Origin of the sequence: Calidithermus terrae, assembly GCF_003574345.1 — a bacterium.
GTDB classification, from domain to species: Bacteria; Deinococcota; Deinococci; order Deinococcales; family Thermaceae; genus Calidithermus; species Calidithermus chliarophilus.
The window spans coordinates 1-13318 of sequence record NZ_QXDL01000113.1; the positions used below are offsets into that span (position 1 = coordinate 1).

Annotated in this window: 14 protein-coding genes and 1 pseudogene; 10 read left to right on the top strand and 5 right to left on the bottom strand. The window is 68.9% G+C overall.

All coding sequences use genetic code 11. The annotated features are described in order from the left end of the window. A pseudogene (locus tag Mterra_RS13045) lies at nucleotides 1-324 on the bottom strand (hypothetical protein); the annotation flags it as partial. 24 nt (nucleotides 325-348) lie between these two features. After that, a complete protein-coding gene (locus tag Mterra_RS13050) occupies nucleotides 349-813 on the bottom strand; it encodes an Lrp/AsnC family transcriptional regulator (RefSeq protein WP_119315584.1) in 465 nt (154 codons plus the stop codon). 95 nt (nucleotides 814-908) lie between these two features. On the opposite strand from Mterra_RS13050, the gene Mterra_RS13055 reads away from it, so the two are divergent. The 10 genes from Mterra_RS13055 (at nucleotide 909) to Mterra_RS13100 (ending at nucleotide 10620) form a co-directional block, all read left to right on the top strand. After that, the gene (locus tag Mterra_RS13055) at nucleotides 909-1262 is read left to right on the top strand and encodes a cupin domain-containing protein (protein WP_119315585.1); all 354 of its coding nucleotides are present in this window, start codon (nucleotides 909-911) and stop codon (nucleotides 1260-1262) included. Nucleotides 1263-1270: 8 nt separating this feature from the next. Next, nucleotides 1271-2155, top strand: coding sequence for a drug/metabolite exporter YedA (yedA, locus tag Mterra_RS13060; protein ID WP_119315596.1), 885 nt, complete (start codon nucleotides 1271-1273; stop codon nucleotides 2153-2155). 30 nt (nucleotides 2156-2185) lie between these two features. Further along, a complete protein-coding gene (locus Mterra_RS13065; RefSeq protein ID WP_245971626.1) occupies nucleotides 2186-3415 on the top strand; it encodes an MFS transporter in 1230 nt (409 codons plus the stop codon). A 323-nt stretch (nucleotides 3416-3738) separates the two neighbouring features. After that, nucleotides 3739-4311 (top strand): hypothetical protein, encoded by a 573-nt coding sequence (locus Mterra_RS13070; protein ID WP_119315587.1) that lies wholly within the window; start codon nucleotides 3739-3741, stop codon nucleotides 4309-4311. Nucleotides 4312-4324: 13 nt separating this feature from the next. Continuing rightward, nucleotides 4325-5122: a histidinol-phosphatase HisJ family protein gene (locus Mterra_RS13075; RefSeq protein WP_119315588.1), complete on the top strand. Its 798-nt coding sequence runs from the start codon at nucleotides 4325-4327 to the stop codon at nucleotides 5120-5122. 126 nt (nucleotides 5123-5248) lie between these two features. Then, nucleotides 5249-6835, top strand: coding sequence for a DNA polymerase/3'-5' exonuclease PolX (locus Mterra_RS13080; protein WP_119315589.1), 1587 nt, complete (start codon nucleotides 5249-5251; stop codon nucleotides 6833-6835). A 91-nt stretch (nucleotides 6836-6926) separates the two neighbouring features. Further along, nucleotides 6927-7343 carry a hypothetical protein gene (locus Mterra_RS13085; protein ID WP_170159661.1) on the top strand — a complete coding sequence of 139 codons (417 nt, stop codon included), beginning with the start codon at nucleotides 6927-6929 and terminating at the stop codon, nucleotides 7341-7343. 14 nt (nucleotides 7344-7357) lie between these two features. Beyond that, the gene (locus Mterra_RS13090; RefSeq protein WP_119315591.1) at nucleotides 7358-7843 is read left to right on the top strand and encodes a prepilin-type N-terminal cleavage/methylation domain-containing protein; all 486 of its coding nucleotides are present in this window, start codon (nucleotides 7358-7360) and stop codon (nucleotides 7841-7843) included. Between the two features lie 9 nt (nucleotides 7844-7852). Next, complete coding sequence (locus Mterra_RS13095; RefSeq protein WP_119315592.1) at nucleotides 7853-8701, top strand: PulJ/GspJ family protein; 849 nt, start codon at nucleotides 7853-7855, stop codon at nucleotides 8699-8701. Then, nucleotides 8698-10620, top strand: coding sequence for a DUF4900 domain-containing protein (locus Mterra_RS13100; protein WP_338025079.1), 1923 nt, complete (start codon nucleotides 8698-8700; stop codon nucleotides 10618-10620). Before Mterra_RS13095 ends, Mterra_RS13100 begins: the two co-directional genes overlap by 4 nt. A gap of 56 nt (nucleotides 10621-10676) precedes the next feature. Here Mterra_RS13100 and lpdA read toward each other — a convergent pair whose 3' ends face one another. From lpdA to Mterra_RS13115, 3 genes are all read right to left on the bottom strand, one after another. Beyond that, the gene (gene lpdA, locus Mterra_RS13105) at nucleotides 10677-12071 is read right to left on the bottom strand and encodes a dihydrolipoyl dehydrogenase (RefSeq protein ID WP_119315594.1); all 1395 of its coding nucleotides are present in this window, start codon (nucleotides 12069-12071) and stop codon (nucleotides 10677-10679) included. 49 nt (nucleotides 12072-12120) lie between these two features. Next, on the bottom strand, nucleotides 12121-12498 hold the full coding sequence (locus Mterra_RS13110) for a four helix bundle protein (RefSeq protein ID WP_119315595.1): 378 nt from the start codon (nucleotides 12496-12498) through the stop codon (nucleotides 12121-12123). 38 nt (nucleotides 12499-12536) lie between these two features. Continuing rightward, nucleotides 12537-13318 (bottom strand): dihydrolipoamide acetyltransferase family protein (locus Mterra_RS13115; protein WP_147372767.1); only part of this gene is annotated, 782 nt, incomplete at its 5' end.

Sequence of the window (13318 nt, forward strand, 5' to 3'; positions counted from 1 at the left end):
GGGCAGGTGCAGGGGCCGGGGGGCGCGCCGGAAGAAGCGGCGCTCGAGGTCGGCCTGCACCGCCAGGGCCCGCTCGAGGTCGTCGAGCAGGTCGGGGTCGTGCAGGAGGAGCTGCACGTCGAGGTCGGAGAGCTCGGGCACGTAGTCGAGGGGGCTGTCCCAGGGCTTGAGGGCCGAGCCCTTGGCGTAGATGCCCACGAAGGCCCCCTCCCCGAGCTGGCCCAGCAGGGCTTCCGCCACCGACTCCAGCATCATGCTGACCTCGAGCCGCAGCCGGCTCTTGGAGGGGTAGCGGTCGTCCCAGGGGGGCAGTCTCAGGGGCATAGGCCGCCCATCCTAGCAGGGTTTCTACTCAGGCTCAACGGGGATCAGGGGCCGGTTCTCGAACTGGGTGGAGAGCACCACGGTCGAGGTGGTGCGCGAGACGCCGGGCACCCGCTTGATGCGGTAGAGCAGCCGCTCGAGGTCCTCGGGGGTGGCGGTGCGGGCCTTGAGCAGCACGTCGATGTCGCCGGCGGCGCTGTGGCACTCCTCGACCTCGGGGAAGTCGCCGAAGGTAGGGGCCACGTCGGCGCAGGTGGCGTCGTTCTGCAGCCGCACCGCGATGAAGGCCGTCACCTGCAAGCCCACCGCCTTGGGGTTGACCTGGATCCGGTACGCCTCGATGACCCCTTTGCGCTCGAGCTTCTTCACCCGCTCGTGCACGGCAGCGGCCGAAAGCCCCACCCGCGCCCCGATCTCCGCGTAGGAAAGGCGGCTTTCCTTCTGCAGCTCGAGCACGATGGCCCGGTCGATCGCGTCTAGCTGAACCATGTTCGGCATTCTACCACGCACCCGAATGAGATATAGACGAAATGGTATTCGGTTTTATATCATTGGGTTATTCGGGGTGTTGCCCGGAGGTGATTATGGCCCTACCGCTCAATGACCGAACCGCATTCGATATCACCACCCTCCTGGCCCGGCGGGAGCGGTCGGGGAAGGCCTACCTCGAGTTCCTCCGGGTCCCCGCGCTGAGCGGCGGGCTGTACGTGCTGGGGGCCGGCGGCGCCGGCCCCCAGCAGCCCCACGCCGAGGACGAGGTCTACGTGGTGATGGCCGGGAAGGGCAAGATCCGGGTAGGGCAGGACGTCTACCCGGTGCAGGCCGGGAGCGTGGTGTTCGTGGAGGCCCTGGTGGAGCACAAATTCTTCGACGTCGAGGAGCGGTTGGAGATTTTGGTCTTCTTCGCCCCGGCCGAGCACAGCCGGAAGGGGGCTTGAGCGTGCAGATGCAAAAGGTTCTGCCCCGCGCCGCCGGCGACCGCTGGATGGTCCTGGCCGCCCTGCTGGCGCTGTACCTGATCTGGGGCTCGACCTACCTCGCCATCGTCTACATGGTCGAGACCATGCCCGCGCTGCTGGCGACGGGGGTTCGCTTCCTGGTGGCCGGCGGGGGGATGTTCCTCGTGCTGCGGTTGCGCGGCGCCCCCGCCCCGACCCGCGCCGAGTGGTGGGGCGCGGCCCGCGTGGGCACGCTGCTGATGGGCGGGGGCATGGGGATGGTGGCGCTGGGCGAGTCGCTGGGGGTGGCCTCGGGGCTGGCGGCCACCATCATCGCCACCATGCCGCTGTGGCTGGCCCTGTTCGGCCGGCTGTGGGGGGAGAAGACCCGCGGCCTCGAGTGGCTGGGCATGGCGCTGGGCTTCGCCGGGGTGGCGCTGCTGATGCTCGAGGGCAACCTGCGCTCCAACCTCGTCGGCACCCTCCTGATCTTCCTGGCCCCGGTCTGCTGGGCCTTCGGCTCGGCCTGGAGCCGCCACATGACGCTGCCCAAGGGCATGATGGGCAGCGCCGCCGAGATGCTGGCGGGGGGCGGGGTGCTGGTGGTCATGGGCACCTTGCTGGGCGAGCGCTTCACCCAGCTTCCGAGCCCCGGGTCCCTCGCCGCCTGGGCCTACCTGGTGGTCTTCGGCTCGGTGGTGGGCTACAGCGCCTACATGTTCCTGCTCTCGAGGGTGCGCCCCGCGCTGGCGGGGAGCTACGCCTACGTCAACCCGGTGGTGGCGGTGCTGCTGGGCGTGGCCCTGGCGGCCGAACCCGTCACCCTGGTCACCGTGCTGGCCCTGCCGGTGATCCTGCTGGGGGTGGGGCTGGTGGCCGTAGCCCGCCGCTAGGCGGTAGGCTTAGCCATTCGCGGAGGACTTGTGACGAGCAGACGCGTTTTTTACGGCTGGGTCGTGGTGGCGGTGGCGGTGCTGGCGACGCTGGTGGCCGCCGGGATCCGCTCGGTGCCGGGGGCCTTGCTGGTGCCTTTGGAGCAGGACCTCGGCTGGAGCAAGACCACCCTCTCGGTGGCGGTGTCCATCGGGCTGGTGCTCTTCGGGCTGGGCGGCCCCTTCAGCGGCTACCTCATGGACCGCTACGGCCCGCGCCGCATCACCCTCTTCGGCCTGCTGCTGATGAGCCTGAGCATGGCGGGCAGCGCCCTCATGACGCAGGTCTGGCAGCTCAACCTGATCTGGGGCGTGGTGAGCGGGGTGGGCACGGGCGTTGTGGGGAGCGTGCTGGGCGCGACCGTCGCCAACCGCTGGTTCATCCGGCAGCGGGGCTTGGTCGTGGGGATCTTCGGCGGGGCCACCTCGGCGGGGCAGCTCATCTTCATTCCCGCGCTCGTGGCCTGGGCCACGGGCCTGGGCTGGCGCGAGGCCAGTTGGATCATGGCGGGGGTGGCGCTGGCGGTGACCGTGCCCGTCTTGCTGCTGATGAGGGACAGCCCCGCCGAGATCGGGGAGCGGCCTCTGGGGGCGGCTGTGGGCAGCGCGCCCGCGAAGATCACCGCCGACGCCGGGGTGATGGGCCGGGCGGTGCGCTCGAGCACCTTCTGGCTGCTGGCGGGCACCTTCTTCATCTGCGGCGCGACCTCCAACGGCCTCATCGGCGTCCACTTCATCCCCTACGCCGTGGACTGCGGCATCTCGCAGGGCGTGGCCTCGGGGATGCTGGCCCTGCTGGGCGCGATGAACTTCGTGGGCACCATCGCCTCGGGCTGGCTCACCGACCGCTACGACCCCCGCAAGCTGCTGTGCGTGTACTACGTGTTCCGCGGCCTCTCGCTGCTGCTGCTGCCCTACGCGGTGACCCCCGAGACCATGGTCCCCTTCGCCATCCTCTTCGGCCTCGACTACATCGCCACCGTGCCCCCCACCGTGGCCCTGGTGGCCGACAACTTCGGGCGCCAGAACGTGGGCACGGTCTACGGCTGGGTCTTCGCCGCCCACCAGCTCGGCGCGGCCTTCGCCTCGTGGGCCGGGGGCAGCGTGCGCGACGCGCTGGGCGAGTACAACCTGGCCTTCTTCGCCGCGGGAGCGGTAGCGATCATGGGCGGGATGCTGTCGCTGGGCATCCGGCGGGCGGTGCGGCCGGCGGTAGCTTGACGGGGTGTCGGTAGCCGAACGCCGATAGCTGATAGCCGAACGCCCAACGCCTAACGCCGGTCGTACGTCGTACGTCCTACGCCGTACACAAAACGCCAAACGCAAGACGCCTTTTCTTTACCCCCCTTAGCAAGGGGGGCTGGGGGGATACCCCCTCCCTGCGCGCGGGGAGGGTTGGGGAGGGGTTTCCAAAAGCCAAAAGCCACAAGCTGACGGCTGACCGCTGACGGCTGAAGGCGTACTGCCATCTACCACAAGCCACACGCCACGCTACGAGCCACAAGCCTCCCGTCTCCTGCCTCTACGGCCTATAATCGAGGCCGATGATTTTCCCCCTGAACAAAGCCCCTGCCGCTGGTGAAGTGGCCGATCTCCAGAAGCTTCAGGCCGCGGGGTTGCCGGTGGTGGCTACCGTGGTGTTGCAGGGCCTCGAGGCCGAGTTCTACCAGCTCGCCAACCTGGCCGAGCAGATCCGCAGCGCCTTCGCCGGGGTCTTCGGGGCGCGGCTCGACGAGGAGCGGCTCGAGGCCGCCTGCGCCCAGGCCGAGCGGCTGGTGCGGGAGAGCTACCTGCTGCCCGAGCGGGCCGAGGAGGTGCGGCGGGTGTTGCCGGGGGGCCCTCTGCTGGTGCGCTACGCAGGTGAGGCGCCCTTCGCCCTCGAGCCCTCCTCCCAGGAGGCGCTGTGGGCGCTCAAGCGGCTGTGGGCCTCGCGGTGGCAGGTAGACAGCGTGCTCGAGCGGGCGCCCACCCTGGCCCCGCCCGAGGTGGCGAGCCTGATCCAGGCCGCTGGGGGCGACCTGCTGCCCGACGAAGCCCTGGCCCAGCGCGCTTCGGCGGTGCTGGGCCGCGGCGTGCAGGTCTGGGCCTCGAGCGGCCAGGTCGCGCGGCTGGCCTGAGAAGGGGGGAACCGTGTTCGACTCGCACATGCACACCCCCCTCTGCCGCCACGCGGTGGGGCACCCCCTGGAGTACGTCGAGGCCGCGCGGAAGGCGGGCCTGCAGGGCGTGGTCTTCACCGACCACAGCCCCATGCCCGCCTGGTTCGATCCCGAGGTGCGCATGAGCCTCGAGCAGTTGCCCCTCTACCACGCCACGCTCGAGCGCGCCCGGGAGCAGGCCGGGGACTTCTACGTGGGGATCGGGCTCGAGGCCGACTACCACCCCGGCACCGAGGGCTTCGTGCGGCGGATGGTGGCGGGCTACCCCTACGACTACGTGATCGGCTCGGTGCACTACATCGGGGCCTGGCCCTTCGACAACCCGGCCTTCGCCGCCGACTTCGACGAGCGCGACCTGCGCGAGCTGTACCGCGAGTACTTCGGGCTGGTGGAGCGGGCGGCCCGCTCGAGGCTCTACCACGCCATCGGCCACCTCGACCTGCCCAAGAAGTTCGGGCACGTGCCGCCGGAGGGCTACTTCGACCTGGCGGAGGAGGCCCTGCGGGCGATCGCGGGGGAAGGCCTGGCCCTGGACGTCAACACGGCGGGCTGGCGCAAGCCGGTGGGGGAGGTGTACCCCGCGCCCGCGCTGCTGGAGCGGGCCCGTGAACTGGGCATCCCCGTGGTGCTCGGCTCCGACGCCCACGCGCCCGGGGAGGTGGGCCACCGCTTCGCCGACGCGGCCGCGGCGCTGCGCTCGGCGGGCTACCGCGAGGCGCTGGTCTACCGGGAAGGGCGAGGGCGGCCCTACGCGCTCGAGGTACAGTGACGCCCTCGTGACCGCCCCCTCCGCACTCCTCCTCCGGCTCGCCGAAGCCTTCGCCGAGATCCCCCACCCGATTCGGTCAGTTCGCCACCGAACGGTGACTGGCGCGATCCCCGTTAGGCTAAGGCCATGAACCGCAAAGAGCTGGCCGGGATGCTCGAGTACGCCGCCGACCTGATGGAGGTGCTGGGGGAGGGGGAGTTCCGGGCCCAGGTGTACCGCCGGGCCGCCCGCAACATCGAGAAGCTCGAGGCCGACCTCCAGACCCTGGCCGCGCAGGGCTTCCGGGGGGTCCCGGGCGTGGGCCCCGCGCTCGCGCCCATGCTCGCCGAGATCGTGCACAGCGGCGAGTTCGCCTACATGGCCGAGCTCGAGGCGCAGGTGCCCCCCGGCGTGCTGGAGTTCTTCCGGGTGCAGGGGCTGGGCCCCAAGCGCATCCGGGCGCTGTGGGAGCACGGCGTGGGCTCGCTCGAGGAGCTCATCCGCCACGGCGAGGCCGGGCGGCTGCGGGGCATCCCGGGCTTCGGGGCCAAGACCGAGGCCAACCTGGTCCAGGCGGCACGCTTCGCGCTCGAGAGCCTGCGCCGCGTGCTCTACGGCGAGGGGGTCGAGGCCGTCGAGCTGCTGCTGGCCGACTTCGCGAACGCCGGCCTCCGGGCCGAGGTGGCCGGGAGCTTCCGGCGGGGCCTCGAGACGCTGGGCAACCTCGACTTCGTGGCCCTGGCCGAGCCCGAGGCCGTGCAGCACGCCCTGGGGCGCTACCTCGAGCGCCTCGAGGGCACCGTCTGGCACGGCCGCCTGGGGGGACTGCCCCTCAAGGTGTTCTGCGCGACCCCCCAGAACTACGGCAGCGTGCTGCTGCGGGCCACGGGCTCGGCGGCCTTCCTCGAGGTGCTGGGCGCCCTGCCGGAGGCCCCCACCGAGGCCGAGGTCTTCGAGCGCCTGGGCCGCCGGCCGGTCTCGCCCTACTGGCGCGAGCCCGAACACCTGGGCCTGGAGGAGCCCGCCCAGCCCCTGCGCCGGGAGGACCTCTTGGGCCTCATCCACTGCCACTCCACCTACTCCGACGGCACCGCCAGCCTGCGGGCCATGGCCGAGGCCGCCATCGCCGAGGGTTACCGCTACATGGTCATCTCCGACCACTCCCAGTCGGCGCCCTACGCGGGGGGCCTGGGGCCGGAGCGGGTGCTCGAGCAGTGGGCCGAGGTCGAGCGCCTCAACGCCGAGCTCGCCCCCTTCCGCATCCTCAAGGGCATCGAGTCCGACATCCTCCCCGACGGCTCCCTCGACTACCCCGACGACCTCCTCGCCGGCTTCGACGTGGTCATCGGCAGCCTGCACTCGGGGCTCAAGCTGCCCCGTGAGGCCCAGACCGAGCGCCTGCTCAAGGCGCTGGACAACCCCTACCTCACGGTCCTGGGCCACCCCACCGGGCGCCTGCTGCTGCGCCGCCAGGGTGCTGACGCCGACTGGGAGCGGGTGCTCGAGCGCGCCGCCGAGCGGGGCGTGGCCGTGGAGATCAACTGCAACTACTACCGCTGCGACCTCGACTGGCGCTTGGTCCTGAGGTGGCGGGACCGCCTGCGCTTCTCGCTGGGAACGGACGCGCACAGCGTAGAGGGGCTTCAGGCTATCGCCTACGGCCTGGTCCTCGGGCGCAAAGCCGGCCTGGGTGCCGCGCACGTGATCAATTGCCGGCCTGAGGGCCAGCATTAAGCGAACTTAACCCAAGTTTCGACCCCCTGGTCAGGGGTAGGCTGTTGCGCCTCCATGTAACTAGGCTTGGGGCGTGATAAGACCTCGAGGGTTGACCCTTATCGAGCTGTTGCTCGTCATCGCCCTGATCGGGATCGTGCTCGGGATCATGGCGGTCTCGGGCCGCAGGATGCTCGGCAACCAGGAAGCCAAGGCGGGCCTCAACTCCGTACGGCAGATCGTGTGGCAGGGGGCCACCGCCGCCGCCAGCCGGGGCCAGCGCCTCGACCTTGTCCGCGTCGGGCGGCGCCTCCAGGTGCAGACCCAGGAGACCACCCCGCGGGTGATCCGCTCCGTGGACCTGACCGCCGCCCTGAGCGCGCAGCTCCCCAACGGCACCTGGTTCAGCTTCACGCCCCCCGGGAAGGTCATCTTCCCCACGGGGTTCACCCAACCGCTCAACGTCACGGTCAACGGGCGTTCGTACTCCCTCAGCTTCTCGCTGATCGGGGAAGTCAAGGTGCAGTGAACGAGGGCACAGCTATGAATAGACGAGGGTTGACGCTCATCGAAGTGATGGTGGCACTGGCCGTGCTGGGCATAGCCCTGTCGGCTTTCATGCTCCTGATCCTGGGGAATATGCGCCAGAACGTCGAATCGGGGGGGCGCACCGAGGCGTCCCAACTGCTGAACTACTTCGGGCGCCGGCTGGTAGGGGCCGACGACGAGGTGATGCCGGACAGCGCCTCTACCTACCGGGAGTGGAACTACGGGACGCTCACGACCAACTTCCCCGACCTGACGAGTGAGGGGAACTTCGCCAACCCCAACCTCTACCGCGCGCGGATCACCAACGAAGGCACGCCCACCTGGGCGGTGAGCGGTGGCCTCAACCTCAGCAGCCTGCGGGCGTACCGCATCCAGGTGTGCTGGCGTGGCGCGCAGGGGGAGTCGTGCGTGGAGGCCCGGACCGTCGGGGCCGCCCCCGTCGCCGGCGGGGCAGCCGCCCCCCTGCCCGGCATCAACTAGGAGAAGGGCATGCGCAGAGCTAGAGGCTTCACCCTTATCGAAATCCTGGTCGCCCTGGCCGTGCTGATCACGGTGACGGCGATCGCGTATAACGGCATGATCCAGTCGCTCCAGACGCAAAGCGACCAGGAGGCCGCGACCAACTCTCAGGCGAAGCTGCGGAGGGTGATGGAGGTGATCACGCAGGATCTGCGCAGCGCGATCTTCGGCGGGATCCTCAACCAGCCCTACACCCCCACCGCGCGGGCGGTCTCCTTCGGCCTCATCGACGGCGGGGCCGGGTATCCGGTCGTCAACAAGCAGGACCACTACGCCGACATCCTCTCCGCGGCGGCGACGGCGTCCGCCTTGGGGATCGGCGTCAACGACCAGCTCCTGATGGTCAACGGCGCGCAGTCCATCGTGCTGAGCGTTTCCGGCGTGGCCCAGAACGGCCAGCCCAGCCAGTGGAGGCTCTCCCACTCCTCCTGCCGAAACCCGCTGGCCTACGCGCCCACGGGCACCCTGGTTTTCCGCATCCGGGCCATGGGGATCCGTTACGACCCCGACCAGGACACCCTGTACACCCGCGAGGGCGGCACGGAGCAGGCCATGGCCTTCGATATCACGAACTTCCGCATCGACTACGTCTACACGAGCTCGAGCGGCACCCTGCGGACCTGGGATTTCTCCGGCGGCGCTTTCCCGGGTATGACCTTTACCGACGCGGGCACGACCTACACCCTCCAGCGCCTGCAGGTGGTGATGGAAGCGCGGGAGACCTCCCGGGGGCGTGCCATCACCAGGACGTACACCGGCCAGGTGGAACTCCTCAACAACGGCACCTACGCCATAGGGACGGTGGTCTCATGCTCATGAGAAAGTCGCACGGCATCGCTTTAGTCATCACCCTCGTTTCGATCCTGGTCGTCGGCGGCGTCTCGGCCCTGATGTTCAGCCGGATGCTCGACGAGATGCGCCACAGCCGGGACAACACCGCGGTCGTTCAGACCCTCATGCTCGCGCGCGGCGGGGCCAACGTGGCGGGGGCACTGCTCACAGGGCCCGTGAGGGACCGGTTGCAGCAGGTGGTGAACGCGACCTCGAGCACCACCAACCGCTGGAGCTATGGGGGGAACGGCAGCGGAACCCGCCCCGACCCCGCCACCGTGGCGAGCGACCTGGCGACCGTCGCGAGCCAGCTCCAGACCGAGGTAAACAGCCTGGTGTGCGACCTCAACCCGGCGCCCGCGAGCTCCGGGGCTAGCGTGCGGGTACGGGTGTACTTCACCAGCACGGCCTGTACGGGGTCCGCCACCTACCCTAGCGGCGTGGGGCTGCCCACCGGGGTCAAGCTGCCGTCCGGACGTTTCGTGGACGGCGCTCCCCGGGGCGGCACCGGGCAGAACAACCTCCAGCAGTACTCCCTGCCGTTCGTGATGGTTGCCGAGGCCGCGCAAGGCATCTACCAACGAAACGTCGTGCTGCAAGGGGAATTCCGCTTCCCCATCGGGCGCAGCAGCTTCGCCCGCTACGCCCTGTTCACCAACGTCCACGCCGCCCGCGGGGGCGGCGACGTCTGGTTCACGGACCGGACCCTTTTCGACGGCCCCGTACACACCAACCAGCACTTCCGCTTCTACCGCAGTCCCTGGTTCGGGGGCGAGGTGACGAGTGCCGGGTGCGACTCCCCGGGGGCGTCGAGCTGCAGCGGGAGCGTCACCCCCGGCGCGCGGTTCATGTCCTCCGACGGCAGCCGCCAGACCTTCATCGCTGAAACTTCGATGTCCCCCAACGCTTCCGCCCCGGCCTACCGGGGGACCCAGCCTGCGCTCACCGACGGCGTGAGCTGGAGGTCGAGCTTCGTCAAGCTGCCGGACAACGACAGCCGCCAGCGCGACGCGGCCGACGACCGGGGGCTGCGCTTCACGAGCAGCCTCTACTCCCTCGATCTCTACGCGACCGACAGCAACGGCAACCTCCTGACCCGCAACGCCTCGGGGCAGTGGCAGCCCGCGGCCACCTACCAGTACATCAAGGCCTGCACCAGCTCGAGCTCGAGCAGTTGCACGGAGTACCGCTACGCGGACGGCCCCAGCAAGGTCCTATACCGCAAGAGCGGCAGCAGTTGGGTGGCGGTGCAGAGCAATTTCAACGGGGTCATCTACGTTGACGGGAGCATCAACCGGTTGCGCGGGCCCAGCCGGGTGCCCGCCAACAGCACCAACCCCGACGATGCTCCTCCCGCCCTGGCGCACTTCGCGGAGATCACCATAGCGGCCCGGGACGACATCCGCATCACGCGCGACCTCAAGTACGAGAATCCGCCGTGTGAATCCAGCCCTACCCGCAACCCCGACGGCAGCGTGACCCGGGCCACCTGTGACGACCTGGAGGTCAACAACATCCTCGGGATCTATGCTCAAGGCACCTCCTCCGACCCGGGCGACGTGTTGATCGGCGGGGGCGACGCGTCCAGCGGGCTGCGCGCCCCCCAGAACGTCACGATCCAGGGGGTTCTCATGAGCTCCACGGGCATTGTCGGGGTCGAGAACTACGCCGACCTCTCGCCTTCCGGCGATGTCCACCTGCTGGGCGGGATCATTGAGTACTACTACGGGGCTTTCGGCACGTTCAACCCGTCGACCGGGGCTCCTACCGCCGGCTACGGGCGCAAATTCACCTACGACCAGCGCATGCTCAACGGCAAGGCGCCGCCTTACTTCCCTACCACCGAACTCGACGAGGTGGGTACGCCTCGAGTCATCAGCTTCGGGCAGCGCGAGCAGGTCTACTGATCCACCCGCACGGAGAACGCCCCGGACCTCACAAGTCCGGGGCGCCGGCTTTCGCCTCAACGGTTGGCGATGTGGATGGCCTGCTTGTGCAGGTGCTCGGCCGCCTCCATGATCCCCTCCGAGAGGGTGGGGTGCGCGTGGACCGTGAGGGCCACGTCGGTGACGGTGGCGCCCATCTCCAGCGCCAGCGCCGCCTCGCCGATCATGTCGGAGGCGTTGGGGCCGAGGATGTGCACGCCCAGGAGCAGGTCGGTCTCGGCGTCTCCGACGAGCTTGATCAGGCCGTCGGTGGCCTCTAGGGTCATGGCGCGGCCCGAGGCGGAGAGGGGGAACTTGCCCACCTTGACCTTGTAGCCGGCCTTGGCGGCCTCCTCCTCGGTCATGCCCACGGCGGCCCACTCGGGGGAGGTGTAGACGACGTTGGGGATCTGGTAGTCCATCACCGCGTTGCCCCCGGCGGCGTTCTCGGCGGCGACGAGGCCCTCCTTCATGGCCTTGTGGGCCAGAAGGGGCGGGCGGGTCACGTCCCCGATGGCGTAGATGCCGGGCACGCCCGTCTCCATCTTCTCGTTGGTGGGGACGTAGCCGCGCTCGTCCACCTTGACGCCGATGGCCTCGAGCCCCAGCCCCTTGCCGCGCGGGCGGCGCCCGGTGGCCACGAGGATCTTGTCCACCACCAGCGTGCTCTGCTCCCCGGACTTCACGTCCTCCATCGTCACGTGCAGGCCGTCCTTCTTGCGCTCGACCTTCACGCCCTTGGTGTTGGTCTTGATGGCGATGCCCTGCTTGGTGAGCACCTTGGCGAGGAGGTTGGCGGTCTCGGGGTCGGCGGCGGGCAGGATCTGGCCCATGAACTCGATCACCGTGACCTCGGCGCCCATGCGCTTGTAGACCTGGGCGAACTCGAGGCCGATCGCCCCGCCCCCGATGCACAGCAGGCGCTTGGGGAACTTCTCCTCCACCCGCAGCGCGCCGGTAGAGTCGATGATGTCCTTCTGATCCACCTCGAAGCCGGGCAGGGTGTTGGGCTCGGAGCCCGTGGCGATGATGAAGGCCTTGCCCTCGATGCGCTCCCCGCCGACTTCGATGGTCTTAGGGCCCACGAACTTGGCGAAGCCGGTCTTGAGCTCGACCTTGTTGCCCTTGAACAGCTGCGAGACCCCGCCGGTAAGCCGCTTGACGATGCCGTCACGCCAGCCCCCCAGCTTCTTGAGGTCGATCCTGGCGTCCTTGACCTCGAGCCCGAAGCTCGCGCCGTGCTTGACGCCCTCGAGCTCCTCGGCGGCGTGCAGCAGGGCCTTGGTGGGGATGCACCCCACGTTCAGGCAGACCCCGCCCACGTACTCCGCCTCCACCGCCAGCACCTTCTTGCCGAGCTGGGCCGCCCGGATCGCCGCGTGGTAGCCGCCGGGGCCGGTGCCGATGACGATCACATCGTAGACAGTTGACATAGCGCCTCCATTATCATTGGTCGTACGTCGTGCGTCTAACGTCCTATGCTCAGGCGCTATCGAGTGCCCTTGCCAGCGCGTTGAGCTTGCCCTTAATCCGGCTGGCCTTGGCCAGGAAGGCGTTGATGTCGCCTTCCGTGGCGTATCCGAGCCGGACCGCGACCTGCAAGCCGCTGACTACCTCGAACAGAGAGCCACGGGCTACACCTAAGAAGCGTACGAAATCTTTATCGCTGTTGCGCCCCCGACCCTCCGCGATGTTCAGGGCTACCGAGGTGGCGGCCCGTTGGAGTTGGTGGCTCAGGCCGAACTGCTCGCTCCGAGGGAAGCTCTGGGTCAACCGGTAGACCTCGGCTATGAATTCCAGGCTAAGCTGATAGACCTCAAGGTCTTCGAAGCCGAAATAGCTTGGGTATGGTTCGGTCATGCGGATTAGGCGTAGGACGTTAGACGTAGGACGTAAGACTAAATCGCCTCCAGCAACAACAGGTCAGGCTTCTGCAGCAGCCGGATGACCTCCTTGCAGAACATCGCGGCCTCGGCCCCGTCCACCAGGCGGTGGTCGAAGGAGAGCGAGAGGTACATCATGTGCCGCACCTTGATCTCGTCGTTCTCCATCACCACCGGGCGCTTCTGGATGGAGTGCACGCCCAGGATGGCGGCGTCGGGGACGTTGATGATGGGGAAGCTGAAGAGCGCGCCGATGGAGCCGATGTTGGTGACGGAGAAGGTCGAGCCGCTCATGTCCTCGGGGGAGAGCTTGCCCGTGCGGGCCTTCTCGGCCAGCTCGTTCACCTCGGCGGCGAGCTCGAGCACGCTCTTGCGGTCTACGTCCTTGAGCACCGGCACCACCAGCCCGGCGTCGGTGGCGACGGCCATGCCGATGTTGTAGTACTTCTTGAGGACGATCTCCTGGCGGGCCTCGTCCATCGAGGAGTTGAGGCTGGGGAACTTCTTGAGCGCGCGGGCGATGGCCTTGAAGATGAAGGGCAGGTAGGAGAGCTTGACGCCCTGGCGCTCGGCCTCGGCCTTCAGGCGCGCGCGCAGCTCGACGAGCTCGGTCAGGTCGGCCTCGTCCACGCTCAGCGTGCGCACGGTGTAGAGGTGCGAGGCCACCATCTGGTTGGCGATGGCCCGGCGCAGGCCGCGCAGGGGGACGCGCTCCTCGAGCCCCTCGTAGCCCTTGGGCGACTTGTACTGCACGGGGGCAGGGAAGCCGGTGGGGGCGGGGGCCTGCACGGGTGCGG